At 37.0% G+C, this 16,965-nt stretch carries 18 protein-coding genes and 1 tRNA gene; 17 read left to right on the forward strand and 2 right to left on the reverse strand.

Going from position 1 to position 16,965, the window contains the following annotated elements; translation table 11 throughout:
• Nucleotides 1-29: 29 nt before the first annotated feature.
• The 7 genes from AC6UDA_RS03325 to greA all read left to right on the forward strand — a co-directional run bounded on the left by AC6UDA_RS03325 (nucleotide 30) and on the right by greA (nucleotide 6,962).
• Complete coding sequence (locus AC6UDA_RS03325) at nucleotides 30-512, forward strand: HDIG domain-containing metalloprotein (protein ID WP_500693675.1); 483 nt, start codon at nucleotides 30-32, stop codon at nucleotides 510-512.
• Between the two features lie 17 nt (nucleotides 513-529).
• The gene (locus AC6UDA_RS03330; RefSeq protein WP_500693676.1) at nucleotides 530-868 is read left to right on the forward strand and encodes a winged helix-turn-helix transcriptional regulator; all 339 of its coding nucleotides are present in this window, start codon (nucleotides 530-532) and stop codon (nucleotides 866-868) included.
• Between the two features lie 262 nt (nucleotides 869-1,130).
• A complete protein-coding gene (gene pheS, locus AC6UDA_RS03335) occupies nucleotides 1,131-2,168 on the forward strand; it encodes a phenylalanine--tRNA ligase subunit alpha (RefSeq protein WP_500695707.1) in 1,038 nt (345 codons plus the stop codon).
• Between the two features lie 14 nt (nucleotides 2,169-2,182).
• Nucleotides 2,183-4,594, forward strand: a complete 2,412-nt coding sequence (gene pheT / locus AC6UDA_RS03340; protein WP_500710926.1) for a phenylalanine--tRNA ligase subunit beta — start codon at nucleotides 2,183-2,185, stop codon at nucleotides 4,592-4,594.
• Nucleotides 4,595-4,607: 13 nt separating this feature from the next.
• On the forward strand, nucleotides 4,608-5,735 hold the full coding sequence (mltG, locus tag AC6UDA_RS03345) for an endolytic transglycosylase MltG (RefSeq protein ID WP_500693679.1): 1,128 nt from the start codon (nucleotides 4,608-4,610) through the stop codon (nucleotides 5,733-5,735).
• Between the two features lie 12 nt (nucleotides 5,736-5,747).
• Nucleotides 5,748-6,422: a uridine kinase gene (gene udk / locus AC6UDA_RS03350; protein ID WP_500693960.1), complete on the forward strand. Its 675-nt coding sequence runs from the start codon at nucleotides 5,748-5,750 to the stop codon at nucleotides 6,420-6,422.
• Between the two features lie 63 nt (nucleotides 6,423-6,485).
• Nucleotides 6,486-6,962: a transcription elongation factor GreA gene (gene greA / locus AC6UDA_RS03355; RefSeq protein ID WP_500693680.1), complete on the forward strand. Its 477-nt coding sequence runs from the start codon at nucleotides 6,486-6,488 to the stop codon at nucleotides 6,960-6,962.
• Between the two features lie 45 nt (nucleotides 6,963-7,007).
• Here the strand turns inward: greA and AC6UDA_RS03360 are convergent, their stop codons facing one another.
• Entirely contained in the window at nucleotides 7,008-9,647 is a 2,640-nt protein-coding gene (locus AC6UDA_RS03360; protein ID WP_500710929.1) for a YfhO family protein, read from the reverse strand.
• A 147-nt stretch (nucleotides 9,648-9,794) separates the two neighbouring features.
• Here AC6UDA_RS03360 and AC6UDA_RS03365 point away from each other — a divergent pair, with 147 nt between their 5' ends.
• The 7 genes from AC6UDA_RS03365 (at nucleotide 9,795) to AC6UDA_RS03395 (ending at nucleotide 15,057) form a co-directional block, all read left to right on the forward strand.
• A complete protein-coding gene (locus AC6UDA_RS03365; RefSeq protein WP_500710931.1) occupies nucleotides 9,795-11,858 on the forward strand; it encodes a peptidoglycan D,D-transpeptidase FtsI family protein in 2,064 nt (687 codons plus the stop codon).
• 122 nt (nucleotides 11,859-11,980) lie between these two features.
• Nucleotides 11,981-12,130: a 50S ribosomal protein L33 gene (rpmG, locus tag AC6UDA_RS03370; RefSeq protein ID WP_500693683.1), complete on the forward strand. Its 150-nt coding sequence runs from the start codon at nucleotides 11,981-11,983 to the stop codon at nucleotides 12,128-12,130.
• A 55-nt stretch (nucleotides 12,131-12,185) separates the two neighbouring features.
• Nucleotides 12,186-12,719: a 5-formyltetrahydrofolate cyclo-ligase gene (locus AC6UDA_RS03375; RefSeq protein ID WP_500710934.1), complete on the forward strand. Its 534-nt coding sequence runs from the start codon at nucleotides 12,186-12,188 to the stop codon at nucleotides 12,717-12,719.
• 10 nt (nucleotides 12,720-12,729) lie between these two features.
• Nucleotides 12,730-13,404: a rhomboid family intramembrane serine protease gene (locus AC6UDA_RS03380; protein ID WP_500695700.1), complete on the forward strand. Its 675-nt coding sequence runs from the start codon at nucleotides 12,730-12,732 to the stop codon at nucleotides 13,402-13,404.
• A 36-nt stretch (nucleotides 13,405-13,440) separates the two neighbouring features.
• Nucleotides 13,441-13,668 (forward strand): YqgQ family protein, encoded by a 228-nt coding sequence (locus AC6UDA_RS03385; RefSeq protein ID WP_010021549.1) that lies wholly within the window; start codon nucleotides 13,441-13,443, stop codon nucleotides 13,666-13,668.
• 1 nt (nucleotide 13,669) lies between these two features.
• Nucleotides 13,670-14,632, forward strand: a complete 963-nt coding sequence (locus AC6UDA_RS03390) for an ROK family glucokinase (RefSeq protein ID WP_500693686.1) — start codon at nucleotides 13,670-13,672, stop codon at nucleotides 14,630-14,632.
• 20 nt (nucleotides 14,633-14,652) lie between these two features.
• Nucleotides 14,653-15,057 (forward strand): rhodanese-like domain-containing protein, encoded by a 405-nt coding sequence (locus AC6UDA_RS03395; protein ID WP_500693687.1) that lies wholly within the window; start codon nucleotides 14,653-14,655, stop codon nucleotides 15,055-15,057.
• Between the two features lie 43 nt (nucleotides 15,058-15,100).
• Here AC6UDA_RS03395 and AC6UDA_RS03400 read toward each other — a convergent pair whose 3' ends face one another.
• On the reverse strand, nucleotides 15,101-15,277 hold the full coding sequence (locus AC6UDA_RS03400) for a DUF3042 family protein (RefSeq protein ID WP_500693688.1): 177 nt from the start codon (nucleotides 15,275-15,277) through the stop codon (nucleotides 15,101-15,103).
• Between the two features lie 92 nt (nucleotides 15,278-15,369).
• Here AC6UDA_RS03400 and miaA point away from each other — a divergent pair, with 92 nt between their 5' ends.
• The 3 genes from miaA (at nucleotide 15,370) to AC6UDA_RS03415 (ending at nucleotide 16,949) form a co-directional block, all read left to right on the forward strand.
• Nucleotides 15,370-16,290, forward strand: a complete 921-nt coding sequence (gene miaA, locus AC6UDA_RS03405) for a tRNA (adenosine(37)-N6)-dimethylallyltransferase MiaA (protein WP_500710936.1) — start codon at nucleotides 15,370-15,372, stop codon at nucleotides 16,288-16,290.
• On the forward strand, nucleotides 16,280-16,801 hold the full coding sequence (locus tag AC6UDA_RS03410) for a hypothetical protein (protein WP_500710938.1): 522 nt from the start codon (nucleotides 16,280-16,282) through the stop codon (nucleotides 16,799-16,801). The genes miaA and AC6UDA_RS03410 overlap by 11 nt, the downstream gene beginning before the upstream one ends.
• A 74-nt stretch (nucleotides 16,802-16,875) precedes the next feature.
• Nucleotides 16,876-16,949: transfer RNA gene (locus tag AC6UDA_RS03415), tRNA-Arg, on the forward strand.
• Nucleotides 16,950-16,965 lie beyond the last annotated feature (16 nt).

Genomic DNA, 16,965 nt, shown 5'->3' on the forward strand with positions numbered 1-16,965 from the left:
TAACCTAGAGACGGATTGGAGTAATTACTATGGAAACAGAATCGTGGAAAGATGACCCTGAATATGTTTCAATCATTTCTGATTTGTTAGAAAGTCCGCAAATTCAAAAATTAGGTGATTACACCCAACATCACCATTCGACTAGATTGAAGCATTCAATTGCAGTGTCTTATGAGAGTTATAAAATTGCTAAAAAGATGAATTTAGATTATCGAGCGGCTGCCCGTGGCGGATTATTGCATGATCTATTCTATTATGATTGGCGAACCACTAAGTTTGATTTAGGTTCACATGCATATATTCATCCACGTGTTGCCCTAAGAAACGCCAAAAAGATCACTGATATCACTCCGAAGGAACAAGATATTATTCTAAAACATATGTGGGGGTTAACCCTTGCAAGACCCAAGTACATGGAAAGTGTGATTGTTTCACTTGTTGATGATTATTCGGCAGTTGATGAATTTTTCTCACCGATGAAGAAAAAAGTTAAAGGATTATTAAAAAGATAAGTTAGGAGGATATGAGAATGGATTTAACTGATAAAGAAATCATTCATTTGTGTCCTAAATTTCAAGTGGCGTTTCAAATTCTAGGGAAAAAATGGAACGGTTTAATCATTGAATCATTTTTATTAGCCGGACCACTTCGATTTCGCGAATTAGCCAATAAAGTTGAGGAATGTAGTGATCGTGTATTGACCGAACGCTTAAAAGAGTTGGCTAAAGTGGGAATCGTAAAAAGACAAGCTGATAAGAACTCTGGAGTGGTTTATTATCAGTTAACTTCTAAGGGTGAAGAACTTCGTCCGATTATGAAGGCGGTTCATGGATGGTCTGACAAGTGGTGTGATCCTGATCATGCTTGACCAGTGATAAAAATTGCTTTAATATTTATTTAAATACAATGATAAAAGAAGTAGTAGACCGACGAACACAGAGAGTTCATGTTAGCTGAAATTGGACGTTACGGTTGAATTCGCTTTTTGATGTTAGCATTGAATATTAAAATGTTCGGTCGATGTCGTTATTCATCATTATAAGTGCGCACTTTGGTGTGAATTTGGGTGGTAACGCGATGCTTCGTCCCTTTTTTGGGATGGAGCTTTTTTTATGGAATTGGAGGTTAGTATGGCTTTAAAAGAAGATTTAGAACAAATTAAATCCAGTGGGTTGCAGGATATTGAGGCTACTAGTGATAGTAAAGCTTTAAATGATTTAAAGGTGAAACTTTTAGGAAAAAAGGGCTCAATTACAAAAGCCCTTCATGGAATATCATCACTTCCAGTCGAAGAAAGACCAAAGATTGGTAGCTTGGCGAATAAAGTTAGAGACGAACTTTCAAAAAAGATTGATTCCAAAAGATTGGAATTAGATCAAGCCGCTCTAAACCAAAAGTTAAAGGATGAAAAGATTGATGTCACCCTGCCAGGTGACTCGGTTCCAAAGGGGCATCCTCATGTTATCCAACAAATTATTGATGAAATTGATGATATTTTTATTGGAATGGGCTACCAGGTTCTTTCGGGTCCTGAAGTAGAAGAGGAAGTTTATAATTTTGAAATGATGAATCTGCCGAAGAACCATCCCGCAAGAGACATGCAGGATACTTTTTATATTACCAAGGATATTTTAATGAGAACTCATACCTCACCGATGCAGGCACGAGCACTTCAAAAACATGATTTTTCTAAAGGCCCCTTAAAGATGGTTTCCCCGGGCGTAGTTTATAGACGTGATACTGATGATCCAACTCATTCTCACCAATTTCATCAGGTAGAGGGAATTGTGATTGATAAGCACATTACGATGGCCGATTTAAAGGGAACTCTTGAGGTAATGACACACAAATTGTTTGGGGATAAATTTAAAGTCCGTCTCAGACCAAGTTACTTTCCGTTTACCGAGCCATCAGTTGAAGCAGACATTACCTGTTTTAATTGTAATGGAAAGGGTTGCGATGTATGTAAAAATACAGGTTGGATTGAGGTCCTTGGGGCAGGAATGGTTCATCCTAATGTTTTAAAAATGGCTGGAGTAGACAGTAGTGTATATGGTGGATTTGCCTTTGGGGTGGGTCCCGACCGATTTGCCATGCTGAAATACGGAGTAGACGATATTCGAGACTTTTATCTTAATGATCTACGTTTCTTGTCACAATTTGATTAAGGGAGGAAATAAATTTGCTGATATCTTATGAATGGTTGAAAGACTACGTTCAAATTAAGCTTTCTCCAAAAGAACTAGCTAATAAAATTGAAAAAACGTCAGTTGAAGTTGACTCCGTTTTTAAGCGGAGTGATGGACTAAAGAAAATCGTGGTTGGAAAAATCTTGTCCATTAAGGATCACCCCGATGCAGATCACCTTCACATTACGCAGGTCGATGTCGGCGAACAGGAACCGATTCAGATTGTTTGTGGTGCGCCAAACGTTCAGGTAGGCAAAAAGGTTATTGTTGCTTTATCTGGAGCGCGAATTGCCGATAACGTTAAAATTAAAAAGTCCAAGATGCGTGGGGTTGAATCAAATGGTATGCTCTGTGCCTTAGATGAGATCGGGTTTGATAAGTCATTGGTTCCTGATGAATGGAAAGACGGAATCTATTTCTTACCAGATAATGCCCGAATTGGTGACGAGGTTTATAACTATTTGGGAATGAATGAATCGTTAATTGATTTGGACGTCACTCCTAATCGTGGAGACATGTTAAGTGTTCGTGGAACTGCTTATGATTTGGGGGCGGTATTTAATGAGTCGGTTGACTTCATCGAACATGCTAGTGCTCCAACTGGAACGCACGACAGCGAGAAATTTGTTTCAGCAAAGGCTGATACTAATTTAGCGCCAATTTATAAGCTTAAAGTTGTTAAGGGCGTAAACGTGAAGCCTAGTCCACTTTGGCTTCAAATTAAATTATGGAATTCGGGCATTAAACCAATCAATAATGTCGTTGATATTACTAATTTTGTTATGACTAAGGTTGGACAGCCAATGCATGCCTATGATCTTGACAAATTAAAAACTAATAAGGTTGAGGTTAGAAATGCTAAAGATGGTGAGTCAATTACGACTCTAGATGGCAATGACCGTAAATTAACCGACACGGATGTTGTTGTTGCGGCTGACCAGCCAATTGCTTTAGCAGGACTAATGGGTGGAAAAAATTCGGAAGTTACGTCTGGCACTAAGAATATTTTATTGGAGGCAGGAGTTTTTGATCCGGTTAAAACCAGGAAGATGGCACAAAAACAGCTCTTACACACGGATGCCTCACAACGCTTTGAACGGGGAATTGACCACGGAAACGTTGAACAAGCACTTGAGTATGCTTCGGGAATGACCCAAGATTTAGCTCTTGGTCAATCTCAACAAGGGGTTGTTAGTGGGAGTGATGTTGAGGTTAAGCCACGAGTGATTTCAATTTCAACTTCTCACATTAATCACGTTCTTGGGACTAATCTTAGTAACGAGGAAATCATTTCAATCTTTAAACGTCTAGGTTTCTCAGTTGAGGCATCTGGAGACGATCTGACGGTCACGGTTCCTACTAGATGTTGGGACATTCAAATTGATGCTGACTTAATTGAAGAGGTTGCCAGAATCTATGGATATGACAATATTCCGTCAACATTACCAATCACTCGAACGACTGAAGGTGGACTAACACCAAAGCAATTAATGATTCGAAAATCTAGAGAAACACTTGAGGGACTTGGATTAACGCATGCTATGTCATACTCGTTAACTACAAAAACCAAAGCAAAGATGTTTATGGTAAATGGTAGTCATGAGACTAATTTGCAGTGGCCAATGACAGAAGATCATGCCGTTTTACGCATGAATTTAATTTCAGGATTATTGGATGATGTGTCATATAACCAGGCTCGAAACGTGCTTAATGTGCCACTTTATGAGCAAGGTCGTGTTTTTTATAAGCAAACTCCTGATCAGATAAGACCAGACGAAGTGGAACATATTGCTGGTGCCATTTCTGGATCGTTAGTTGCTCCAAGCTGGGACCAGAAAGCTAAGTCAGTTGATTTTTATCAAATTAAAGGAATTCTTGAAAAATACTTAGAAAGTCTTTCCTTAAAGGGTGACGTTACTTATGTTGCGACTGATAAAATTCTCGAAATGCATCCAGGTAGAACAGCGCTTGTTAAACTAGATGATCACATCATCGGTTTTGTGGGAGAAGTTCATCCAGAAGTCGCTAAACAATTTAAGATTAAAGAAACCTATGTTTTTGAACTTGACCTTGATTATTTAAATGTGGCTCCTAAGTCTGGACAACAATACCAAAAGGTTGGTCAGTACCCTGCTATTCATCGTGATATTGCTATGTTAGTGGATCGTACCATTACTAATGAGGACATATATAATGTAATTATTAGGAGAGGTGGCGCCTACTTACAGAATGCTACCGTATTTGACGTATATCAGGGGCAAAATGTGCCTGAAGGCAAAAAATCAATTGCCTATTCATTGATTTTTGAAGATCCTAACGCCACTTTGAAAGACGAGACTGTTGATAAAGCGGTCGATAAAATTCAAAAACGTTTGACCACTGAATTAAGCGCTGAGATTAGATAAGGGTGGATTCATAATGAGTGAGAGAAAAAGGCATTTAGGTGGTTTTATTTCCAAAATTAAAACTAGTTCATTTGGGAAGAAAATTATTTATTCTGTGATTGCAATTATTGTAATTTTAGTAATTGCAATTGCGTTATTTGGACATCACTATTTTAAAACTTCACTTCAACCACTGGATCCTCATGATAATGAAGTGACTCAAGTTAACATTCCAAGAGGCGCTTCCACCAAAAAGATTGGGGCAATCTTACAGAAGTCAGAAGTAGTTAAAAGTGGGATGGTATTTAATTACTATGTAAAATCACACAACATCACTAGTTTTAAGTCAGGATATTATCAATTAAAGCCGTCAATGTCCCTAGATACGATTGCCAAGAGTTTACAAAAGGGTGGAAGTTTCGAACCCATTCAAAGCACTGATAGTAAAGTTACCGTTCCAGAAGGAGCTAACATCGACCAAATTGCGGATATTGTGGCTAAAAATACCGATTTTTCTAGGGCAGAATTTATTTCCCTGATGAAGAATCGTAATTTCTTTGATGAAATGACCAAGGATTATCCAGAATTACTGGGGTCCGCTAAAGATGCCAAGGGGACCCGTTATCTTTTTGAAGGATACCTTTATCCAGCGACATATCCCGTCCCTAAACATTCGTCGTTAAAGATGATGGTCAGTTTAATGCTCGCTAAAAGCAATCAAATGTATGGTCCATATTATCAAAGAATGAAAGAGCAAAAGCTGACGGTTCAGCAAACTTTAACGTTAGCATCTTTGATTGAACGTGAAGGTGTAAGTCAAAATGATCGTAATAAGATGGCTGGTGTGTTAAGAAATCGCATTGATAAAAAGATGCCACTTCAATCGGATGTGGCTGTTTTGTATGCACTTCATAAAAACTCAAAGACACTTTCAAAACGTGATTTAATGGTTAATTCCAAATATAATCTTTATGTTAATAAAGGGTTTGGTCCTGGACCATTTGATAACCCTTCGGTAAGCTCAGTCCAAGCTGTGCTATATCCAACTGATATGTCTAAAGGATATTTATATTTCTTGGCCGATCCGAAAACTAAAAAGATTTATTACGCTAAAACCTTAAAAGAACAGCAAAATAACATTAAAACTCATATGGATCGATAGTGGAGGATTAAAATAGTGAAAAGCAAAAAAAGACCCGTAATTATTGGAGTTACCGGAGGCTCTAGTAGTGGTAAAACAACGGTAAGTAGGTCAATCTTGAATCGTTTGCTGGGACATTCAATTGCAATCTTGCAGCAAGATTCTTACTATAAGGATCAATCCAATATGACGATGGACGAAAGAAGACAGGTTAACTACGATCATCCGCTTGCTTTTGACACTGATTTAATGGTTAAGCAATTGAAGCAGCTGTTAAACTATGAATCAATTGAGAAACCGGTTTATGATTATTCCAAATTCACCCGGAGTGGTGAAACTGTTACTCAAGAACCACGTGATGTAATTATTGTTGAGGGGATTTTAATCCTTGATGATAAAAGGCTCCGGGACCTAATGGATATTAAAGTTTATGTAGATACTGATGCTGATATTCGCGTCATTAGGCGGATTGAGCGGGATACCAAAGAACGTGGTAGAACGCTTGATTCGGTAATTCAACAATATTTAGCAACCGTTCGCCCCATGCATCTCCAATTTGTTGAACCCACGAAACGATATGCTGATATAATTATTCCTGAGGGTGGCAAAAATCAAGTAGCAATTGACTTACTAGTTACTAAAATTCAGTCAATTTTAAATGACGTTGGTGACGATCCGATTAGTAATGCAATTGATACGACAATATAATTAAGTTGCCAAACTTTAATTTAAATGGTATTTTAATTTTGAATAAAATAGTGAGGTGTAAGAATGGCTGAAGATGAAATGTACCCGATGACTGAAGAGGGGAAAGAAAAGCTCGAAACTGAATTAAAAGATTTAAAGGTCAATCAAAGACCAAAGATTGTTGATCGAATCAAAGTTGCTAGAAGTTACGGTGATCTATCTGAAAACTCTGAATACGAATCTGCCAAAAACGAACAAAGTATGTTAGAGAGCAGAATTGCTACGGTAGAGCACATGTTACAATATGCTCAAGTGGTTGATAAAGAAGAGACCGACGAAGATGAAGTGACCGTTGGAAAAGAAATTCAGTTTAAGGAACTACCTGATGAAGAGCCAGAGACATTTACAATTGTCGGAGCTGCTGAAGCTGACCCGATGAGTGGAAAAATCTCGAATGATTCTCCAATTGCACAGGCTTTGCTTGGCCATAAAGTAGGGGAAAACGTTGATATTGATATTCCTGCTGGCGTAATGCATGTCAAGATATTATCAGTTAAATAATAATTTTAATTTAAAATAGGGCAATCGTCTCAAGTGACGATTGCCCTATTTATTATATCTTTTTTTAAACCAACTTCTTAAAATTAAGGTGAGAAGTGTCAAAGCACTAATGATTATTCCCATATTTAAGAATGGTGGCCAATATGAAAGCTGAATGTGCTTCATTCCTTTTCCAGTTTTAAGTGCAATGAAGTAATGATCCCATTTCGTGATTGAATGTTTCTTTCCGTTTATTTGGGCACTCCAGCCTTTCGAGTACGGGATACTTGAAGCAATTACTGAATTAGAACCGTTTGTCTTTATATCAGCCTTTACCGTTCGTGCGTTTGGGCTGGATATTTTTTTGGTTCCCGATCGAAGTTTTCGATCGGTTTGCTTAAATAAAGAATTATTTAGCTGGTATAAAGTAAAGTTTTCTAACCAAAGTGATGACTTTTTCAAGCTGATTTTTACTTTAATCTTTTTGTTTTTTGCGTTATTGGCAATGTTAATGACCTTAATCGAATTAGATTCAGGACTAAGTGACAGTTGGTTACCATCAACTGACAAATCACAGTTACCGTTATTTAACGCTGTTCCCATCGTCAAATAGTAAGAGTCATTAGTTTTTGGCTTAAACGTGAGATCAAGAGAGGCCGGCTGTAAGACGTTGACTTTGTTGAAGATGGTGCCAGTAAGTTGATTGTGTTTGGTTACGTTGTTATATCTAACGTGATTGAAGTTAATGCTCGAAAAGAGGTGACTTTGGACTTGGTTGTCTCCCGTTAGATTTGACCATAGCTGTGTTTGGTATTGAATGGGATCTGGACTGGCAGCATTTTTGTGGATTGATTGGTCACTGGCTCTAAACATCATTGGTAACGCATACTGATTTTCGTATACTGAAAATCCCTCAGATGATCCCATGTTTTTGTATGAGTTTTGGTCATATCGTTCTGGGAATTCTCTAATACCTGGAACGTCAACTGGAGCTGTGTAGGGACGAGCCAGATGGTATTTCATTGAGAGCAGTGCATCTGAAACCATGGTTCCACTGGAATATTCGATTACGCCATCGCCATTTGGCTGACCAATTTTTCCAACTAGATCAGACATTTTAGGATTCATGACGGATGAAAATAAGGAAGCACCATAAAAATTAAAGTTAAAGGGGTCGTTTTTAGTTCGGGAAAAGTCCTTGCTGATTCGATATGGGCCATCTAAAGAATGATGTTTCAGGTAAGTTGTGACATGATCTAATTTATTTACGTAACCACGGTATTCAGAGTTACTTAAGTATGAGATGTTGTTTAAAGAGAGAATAAGATTAATGGTAATGCCAAAGACAATTAGTGAAAAAACACCCAAATTAAACCATTTTTCATTCCGGAAGTGGGTTAATAAAACGATGATGGCGGCTAAAATCATAAGTCCCTCAATCACAATTGTGAACCATTTAAGATAGTTATATTGAGGCATTCTAATGGTGGTATAAGCGACCATTAGTGCAAGCAATAAAATTATGAGCCACGTTCCAATTTGCTTAAAACTAATTGCCTGAATGTGAGATAAGCTAACTAGCGCGACCATGATGAACCAAAAACATATTACAAACGAAAAACGGTAGGGGTACCAGATTGGAAACTGAAATGCATGCCAAAATAAGTCGAGTGGCTGAAAACACGTTGACAACAGTAAAAAGATGGTCATTACCAAAGTGAAAATTCGAGTTTTTTTGGAGAAGGTTTTATTAACAAAAAAGAACAAAAATAGTACCAAAATCGTTTCTGAAATAAAAAGGTTTGGTAAGCCCTTGGGCATTTGGTCAAAATTAAAGGTCCCAGGAGCAAATTTAGTTACTAAGTCAAGCATTGGATATTCAAATTTAAAGTTCAATTTATCAGAAAATCCCTGGCCCTTGGAGTTAATCAGTGAATAAATGGTTGGCAGAAGAATGAAAGCAGCTAATCCCACCGAAATTAATCCATTTGCGACTAGTCGCAAAAATCCAACAAACATATCTTTGATATTTGAAACATTGATGGCTAAATAGTAGATAGTTAGTGCTACGATAAAAATCGTAATCATGTATGCCATATAATAGTTAATGATCAACATAGCGGTATATGATGTAATGAAAAGTAGTTTTTGGTTGTTTTTTAAGAGTTTAACTAAACCAAGCAAAATTAAAGGAAGTAAAATCATGGCATCGAGCCAAATGATATTTAGGTTATTTGCAATCATCCAACCATTTAATGCATATGCAGTTGCAAATGATGACAGTATGAGTGAAGAATTAGTAAGATGAAGTTTGCGAACTAGAATGGTAAAGGTCAAACCAGATAAGCCAATCTTTAAAAGTAATAGGATGAGAATCCCTGATGGGAGGGATGCATTATTAAAAAAGAGTAAGATAAGGTTTAATGGACTCATTAGATAGTAAGCCCAAGTCCCGATCATTTCATTCCCTAGTCCGTTAGAAAACGAATAAAGAATTGATGAAGGATGGTGCAAGATGGCTCTTCTAAAATATGCAAAAAAATCAACGTACTGTTGTCCTAAATCAACCGTTAAAATCGTATTATTTCCGAAAGGTGCCATATTGCGATATGCTGCGTATAATGCCATAATAACTAGTGGTATTAAAAAGCTTAGGATTAATGCGAAGTTTTTAGATAGGCTCTTTTTTATTTTTTGGTTAAGCATTTAATTACCTCATTAATTTATAAAGCAATGAATTATAATAAGATTAGGTTTGTCGTTTTTCTAATAAATAGAGTATCATATATAAATTAAGAAAAGCGCCATAAGTGATGAATTCGAGTTATTAATTAGTTAAGGAGCGTTAGCATCGTGAGAAACTTTTTTGATCGGTTATTTAGAAGAAGGAGTCGGGATTCAAGCCGGCGAAACGGTAATTCCAAAATTCCATTTCGACTGAATTTTATCTTCGCAATTGTTGGAATATTGTTTGCAGTTTTAGTATTTCGACTAGCATACATGCAGATTTTTCAAGGATCAGTTTATAAATCTGATGTTAATCAGAGCGATAATTCAGTTAAGTATGGTAATGTTCCGCGTGGGATGATCTATGACTCAACCGGGAAAGTTTTAGTTGGTAACAAAACTCATCGGGCCATCACCTATACTAAAGGATTAAGCGTAATGCCCCAGGAGATTTATAATGATGCCAATAAACTTGGGAGTTACATCACCCTCCCAACTAAAGGGCTTACTAAAAAGCAGATTGGTGAATACTACTTGGCCGATAAGACTAACCTTACAAACGCTACTAAGGAAGTTCCTAATGGAACAAAGTTAGCGCCACAAGCAGCCTACAATAAAGCTTTAGATATGATCCAGAATGGGAAAATTGTAAAGGTTACCCCTCAAATGAAGAACGCAGCTGCTATTTTTACGGAAATGAGTGGGGCTTATCAATTATCAACTACCAACATTAAAACTGATGGTGTAAGTAACAAAGAAATTGCTGAAGTTGGTGAACATGCTTCTGAAATGCCTGGAGTTCAGGTTGGAACAAGTTGGTCTCGTGATTATCCATCTGGAAATGAGATTCAAAGTGTTGTTGGAAATGTTTCATCCAGTAAAACTGGATTACCTTCTGATCGGGTTAATGAACTTTTAGCTGAAGGGTATTCAAGAAATGATTCAGTTGGACAAAGTAATTTGGAACAACAATATGAACCAATTTTACGTGGCTCTAAGTCCCAGACCGAGGTTAAAGTTGGAGGGGATAACAAGATTGTTAAAGAAGTTAAGAAGTATCCAGGCCAACGGGGCCAGAATCTTCAGTTGTCCATTAACTCTAAGTTTCAAAATAAACTCCAAGATTTAGTTAAGGGTGCAGAGTCTGGGGGCGTTGGTGATTCCACGGGGGCTTATGCCGTTGTTATGAACCCAAAGACCGGTGCTGTAATTGGAATGGCTGGTGTTAACCGTGATCCTAAGACTGGTAAAGTGACACCAAACGAGTTAGGAACCATCAACAGTGCCATTGTAATGGGATCGGTTGTTAAGGGTGCAATGGTTTCAGGTGCCCTAATGGATAAGGTTATTACACCGAATAACAGTACAATGGAAGATATGCCAATTGATATTGGTGGAGCTAAGAAGAGTTCTTGGTTTAACAAAAATGGTGAGGCCAACATGCCGGTTAACGCCCAGGGTGCTCTAGAGGTTTCCTCTAACTCTTACATGATGCAACTTGCTATGAAAGAAGGGGGCTTCAGGTATAAAGCAGGAGGATCACTTAACATGAGTCCCAACATTTTTAACATCGAACGAAACTACTTCAATCAATTTGGTTTAGGTGTTAAGACTGGGATTGATCTACCGGGTGAAACTGCTGGCATTCAAGGACCATCAACGTTTGCTAATATTGGGAAATCTTTGGATGAATCATTTGGTAACTATGATTCGTACACTACGATTCAATTAGCCCAATACATGTCCACTATTGCTAATGGCGGATATCGTTTGAAGCCACATGTGGTTCAAAATGTAAGATCAACCAATACCAAGAACGGACAACTTGGAGCTGTTCAGAATACGACGATGCCAACGGTGTTAAATGAAATTCCAATGACACAACAAGAACGAAACGTTGTTACACAGGGATTGTATCAAGTAGTTCATGGTACCAATAAATATAAAACCGGTGGAGATTTGTCAAGCCTATCTCCCGAAGTATCTGCTAAGACGGGTACTGCCCAAACATTTTACAATGGTAAACCAACTGTTACTCTGAGTTTGGCCTCTTATGCACCATCAAAGGATCCACAGGTAGTGGTCGCATTAGCCATTCCTAATCTCCCGGTTGACGCTGAAAGTAATAACTTGAATCTTGCTAAACAAATTTATCAAGCATACTGGGATGATGTTCAGAATAAGCCATAAAATACTGTTAAGTAAAATTACTTAACGTTCTGTAAATGAGACTGGATATATAGTGCTAAAGATGTTAATATTATGATTGTTGAATTAGTTATAAAAAACGAATATGTTTGGAGGTATTTGACATGCGTGTTCATATCACTTTGGAATGTACTGAATGCCACGAACGCAATTACTTATCAACTAAGAGTCGTAGAAATAATCCCGATCGCTTAGAATTAGAAAAGTATTGCCCACGTGATAGAAAAGTTACTTTACATCGCGAAACAAAATAAGATTTTGGGTTTTTACCCAAAATCTTTTTTATTATAAAATTAATGGGTGATGTAAATGAATAAAAATAAAGTTAGAGAATTGGTTTTAAAAAGAATGAAAAATGCTAAGCCATCGGATCAATTCTTTTATGGGTTGTATGAAGCGCTCTTTGACCTTCAAGAATGGCAGAACGCCAAGGTGGTTGCCACAACCATGAATACAGCCATTGAGATTCCTACAGCTCCCATAATTTTTGCGGCTTTAAATGATGGGAAAAAGGTGGTGGTTCCTCATACACTTCCTAAGCATCAGATGGAGTTTGTTGAGCTTAGCCATACTTTAAAGTTTCAAAAGACTAAGTTTGGGATCTGGGAGCCCGTTAATGGAAAGACGATCATCAGTAATTTGATTGATTTGATGGTGGTTCCAGGAGTTGCTTTTAATCCTGATAGTAATCAGAGAATTGGTTATGGTGCGGGATTTTATGATCGTTATTTATCTCGATTTGACGGCTATAAGGTTTCACTGGCCCAAAAATCACAAATCGTTTCTGAGTTAAATTGGAAGCCAGATCCATTTGACGTTAGATTGGATCGGATTATTTTTTAGAGGATTTAAGATGATCAAACAAAAACTTAAAAGAGTCAATAATTATCCTTGGGTAACGTACTTATTACTGTTCATCATGGTAGTTGTATATTTAATGATGACTTTAAGTGGTGGCTCAGAGAACACCGTTAATCTACTAAAGTTTGGTGCGCAATATAACCCCTTAGTAAAAGATGGTCAGTGGTGGCGCCTAATTACTCCCATTTTTGTTCATATTGGTTTTCAACATATTTTAATTAATGGAATCACTTTATATTATTTGGGGAAATTAATTGAACCAATCGTTGGTCATTTAAGATATTTTGTCATTTTTATGGTTGCAGGATTTTGTGGAAATTTAATGAGCTTCGCGTTTGGAAGTGGAATTTCAGCAGGATCCAGTACCGCTATTTTTGGATTATTCGGTGCCTTTTTGATGATTGCTTTTCAGTATCGTGGTGATTCATTTGTCAGAAGTACTGCAAAGACGTTTATTCTTTTTGTGGTAATTAACCTTGTATTTGATATCTTTACGCCTGGTATTGATATTTTTGGTCATATTGGCGGATTCATTGGTGGTTACCTGATTAGTTTTGTTGTAGGATTAAAGCACAATATCAATTTAAATAAAATTATGAGATTATTTTATGCAACCGCTTTAATTATTGGTATAATAATAATGTACTATTTAGGTTCTGTTCGTTGACACGTTGTACATAGTTAATTTAGGATGATGATTAAAATGACAACTCTATATGATGTTCAACAACTGTTAAAAAAATTTGGAATATATGTATATGTCGGTAAACGACTTTGGGATATTGAAGTAATGGCCTTAGAACTCGACCATCTTCATGATGCTCATGTAGTTAGTGATCGAGAGTTTACATCCGCAAAACTAGTATTAACACGTGAACACAGGATTGAAGAAAAAAACTTAAAATCTAAAAATGAGACGGGAGGTCTATAGAATGGCAAAGAATTTGATTGGGATTGACTTAGGTGGTACCACTACTAAAATGGCTTTTTTGGACGAAAATGGTGAGGTTCTTGATAAATGGAGAGTACTCACTGATACTAGTGATAAGGGCGCTCACATCGTTGAGAACATTGTTAAGTCAATCAACAAACATATCGAGGATTCTGACAAAACCATTAATGATTTTGTTGGAATTGGAATGGGAACACCAGGAACTGTAAACCGTGAAAAGGGGACAGTTTCCGAAGCTTTTAACCTTAACTGGAAGGATGAACAACCAGTTCGAGAATTGATTCAGAATGGGGTTGGATTACCATTTCAATTAGACAATGATGCCAATGTGGCTTCCTTAGGTGAATACTGGAAGGGTGCAGGTAGTACTGAAGACGACGTAGTCTTTGTTACGTTAGGAACTGGAGTTGGTGGTGGAGTAATTGCTAACGGTAAACTCCTTCATGGTGTTAATGGTGGAGCAGGTGAAGTTGGACACATTGCTGTTCAACCAAATGGTTACCTTTGTACCTGTGGCAAAAGAGGTTGCTTAGAACAGTACGCTTCAGCAACTGGAATTGTTCACGTAGCTAAGGATATGTCTAAAGATTTTAAGGGACATTCACGGTTAAAGGATCTCGAAAATACTGATGAAAAAATCACTTCAAAAATGGTTTTTTACCTAGCAGATAATGGCGACATCTTTGCTAATCAGGTTGTGGATAAGATTTGTTTTTACCTTGGACTAGCCTTATCTGATATTGGAAATACTTTGAACCCAGCAAGTATCATTATTGGTGGTGGAGTTTCTAATGCTGGAAACACTTTGCTTCAACCAACTACTAGATATTTCCAGGAAAATGCCTTTCCATCAATTAGAGATTCAACTAAAGTTAAATTAGCTCAGTTGGGTAATGATGCTGGGGTAATTGGTGCAGCTTCGTTAGCATTACAATTTAGATAAAAGTATTGGAGAGATTTTAATTGAGTAGTGTGATAGTTTCAGTTCTTTATTTTCTGATCACTCTAGGAGTGGTTCTGTTAATTTGGTGGTTATACCATGAATTTACTATTTTAATGGCCAAACGTTATTGTAAGTTTTTAAATGAAGATGAATTTCAAAGTGGGATTCGCAAATCGCAAGTTATTGACTTACGTGAAAGTAAAGCTTTTAATGATGGTCATATTCTTGGTTCAAGAAACATGCCATATTCAACTTTTCGAAGTTTTTATCAAGAACTGAGACCAGATCTACCAGTTTATTTGTACGATCAGAATAAGACTTTGAGTATGAAAGTTGCCAAATTCCTTCATAAAAAGGGTTTTAAAAATATTTCAATTCTTAACGAGGGTTACCAGCGATGGGATGGCAAAATTAAAAAGGGTTAAATAAAAAGAGAACTCGATCGAGTTCTCTTTTTATTATTAATAATTAACTTAAATGAGCTGAATGACTTTTTCTGTTTGCTCTTTTACGGTTTTCATTAATTTTGGACTCTTGTTCCTCCATTGGTTGAACCACCGTTTTCTTGAATGAAAGCCAAACTCCTGCAGCGATTCCAATACATGCTGCAACTCCCGTAGTAAATCCTTGTGTAAATTTACTCATAGTCATTGCCTCCTTTTTTATTATCTACTTGTCTATTATGCGTTATTTGCGCTAATATATCCAGTATAGAACATCATTAATTAGGTGAATTTATGAACAAATTATTAGCGATTGTTGGTCCAACGGCTGTTGGAAAAACGGACTTATCAATTAAAATTGCAAAACAGTTTAATGGAGAAATTATTTCTGGCGACTCAATGCAGGTTTACCGTCATCTAGATATTGGGACTGCCAAGATTTCTCGAACGGAGCAACAGGGAATTCCTCATTATTTAATAAACATCATTGATGTTGACGAACAATATTCGGTGGTTGATTTTGTTGAAGCTGCTGAAAAATTAATTAAGGAAATTACGAATCGAGGGCATCTTCCAATTATTGTTGGTGGCACTGGATTTTATCTTAATTCACTCTTAAGGGGATTAAATTTAGGAAGTAAGAATGATCCTGAAATTAGAGCAACATTGATTAATGAACTTAACGAATTTGGTCCAATGAAAATGTGGGATAAATTAAATCAGGTTGATCCCGTAACGGCATCAAAGACACCTATGCAAAACACACGACGCATTTTACGGGCTCTCGAAGTATACCTTGTTAGTGGAAAACCAATTTCCAAGCAGGATAATCAGGGACGGCAGTATGATGAATTGATTGTGGGACTTAATACGCGTCGTGATGTCCTATACCAGCGGATTAATCAACGAGTAGACCAGATGATGGAAAACGGGTTAATTAAAGAAAATAAATGGCTTTTTGAAAATGGTGGGAGTAAAATTCCTGCTAGTAAGGGAATTGGGTATCGAGAATTCATCCCTTATTTCAATGGTAACGAAAGTTTGGATCGAGTAGTAGAAGATGTTAAGCAAGACTCAAGACACTACGCTAAGAGACAACTAACGTGGTTTAGAAACAAGATGGACGTTACTTGGTATGATTTAGTTCAACATCCCGAAGAAATTACTCAAATTAAACAACAAATTAAGGAGTGGCAAAACAATAATGGATATTAACAAAATGGTTTCGGACACAGTCAACTTATATCGGCAGTTAGATGCTAAGAATCAAACAATTTGGAAACCTGGAACTCATGTTTCAAGTTCTTATGTTTCTTTAGACATTCACTTTTCTGAATTGGCTAAAAATTCTGGGATGCTTAAAACGGACATCACTAGTTCTGAGAATAATCGGGACAACCAGCTCGAAAGTTACATTAGGACTTTCAGGGATTTTTTTCTAATTGCTAACCTACAAAGTTGGGTGGATGTGATTACTGTAGATGACGAAATGTTAAATAAGTTATTAGGAATGAAAAAGACTGATGACCTTAATTCTTTATATTTATCAATGCTGAATATGTTACTAAAAAGTTATTATGAGAAAAGCAAGATCGGATATAAGCACGCTTGGACTTTATTCTTAAAGTTCGGCCTTGTTGATTTAGGCTTTAGTCCAGATACAATCACCGATAGATTTAACGGTCTACTGCAAGATGATTTAAAGCTGGTTTTAAATGATCATTAAATCAAGCAATGTACTAAAAACCATTGACTTATAGTTCGATATTCAATATAATTATTCTTGTTGTTTGAGTTTATGTCGCAGTAGCTCAGCTGGATAGAGCAACGGTCTTCTAAACCGTAGGTCGAGCGTTCGAATCGCTCCTGCGACATCTCGAGAAAGGGGCA

This window comes from Fructilactobacillus sp. X8R4C1 (genome assembly GCF_059900905.1).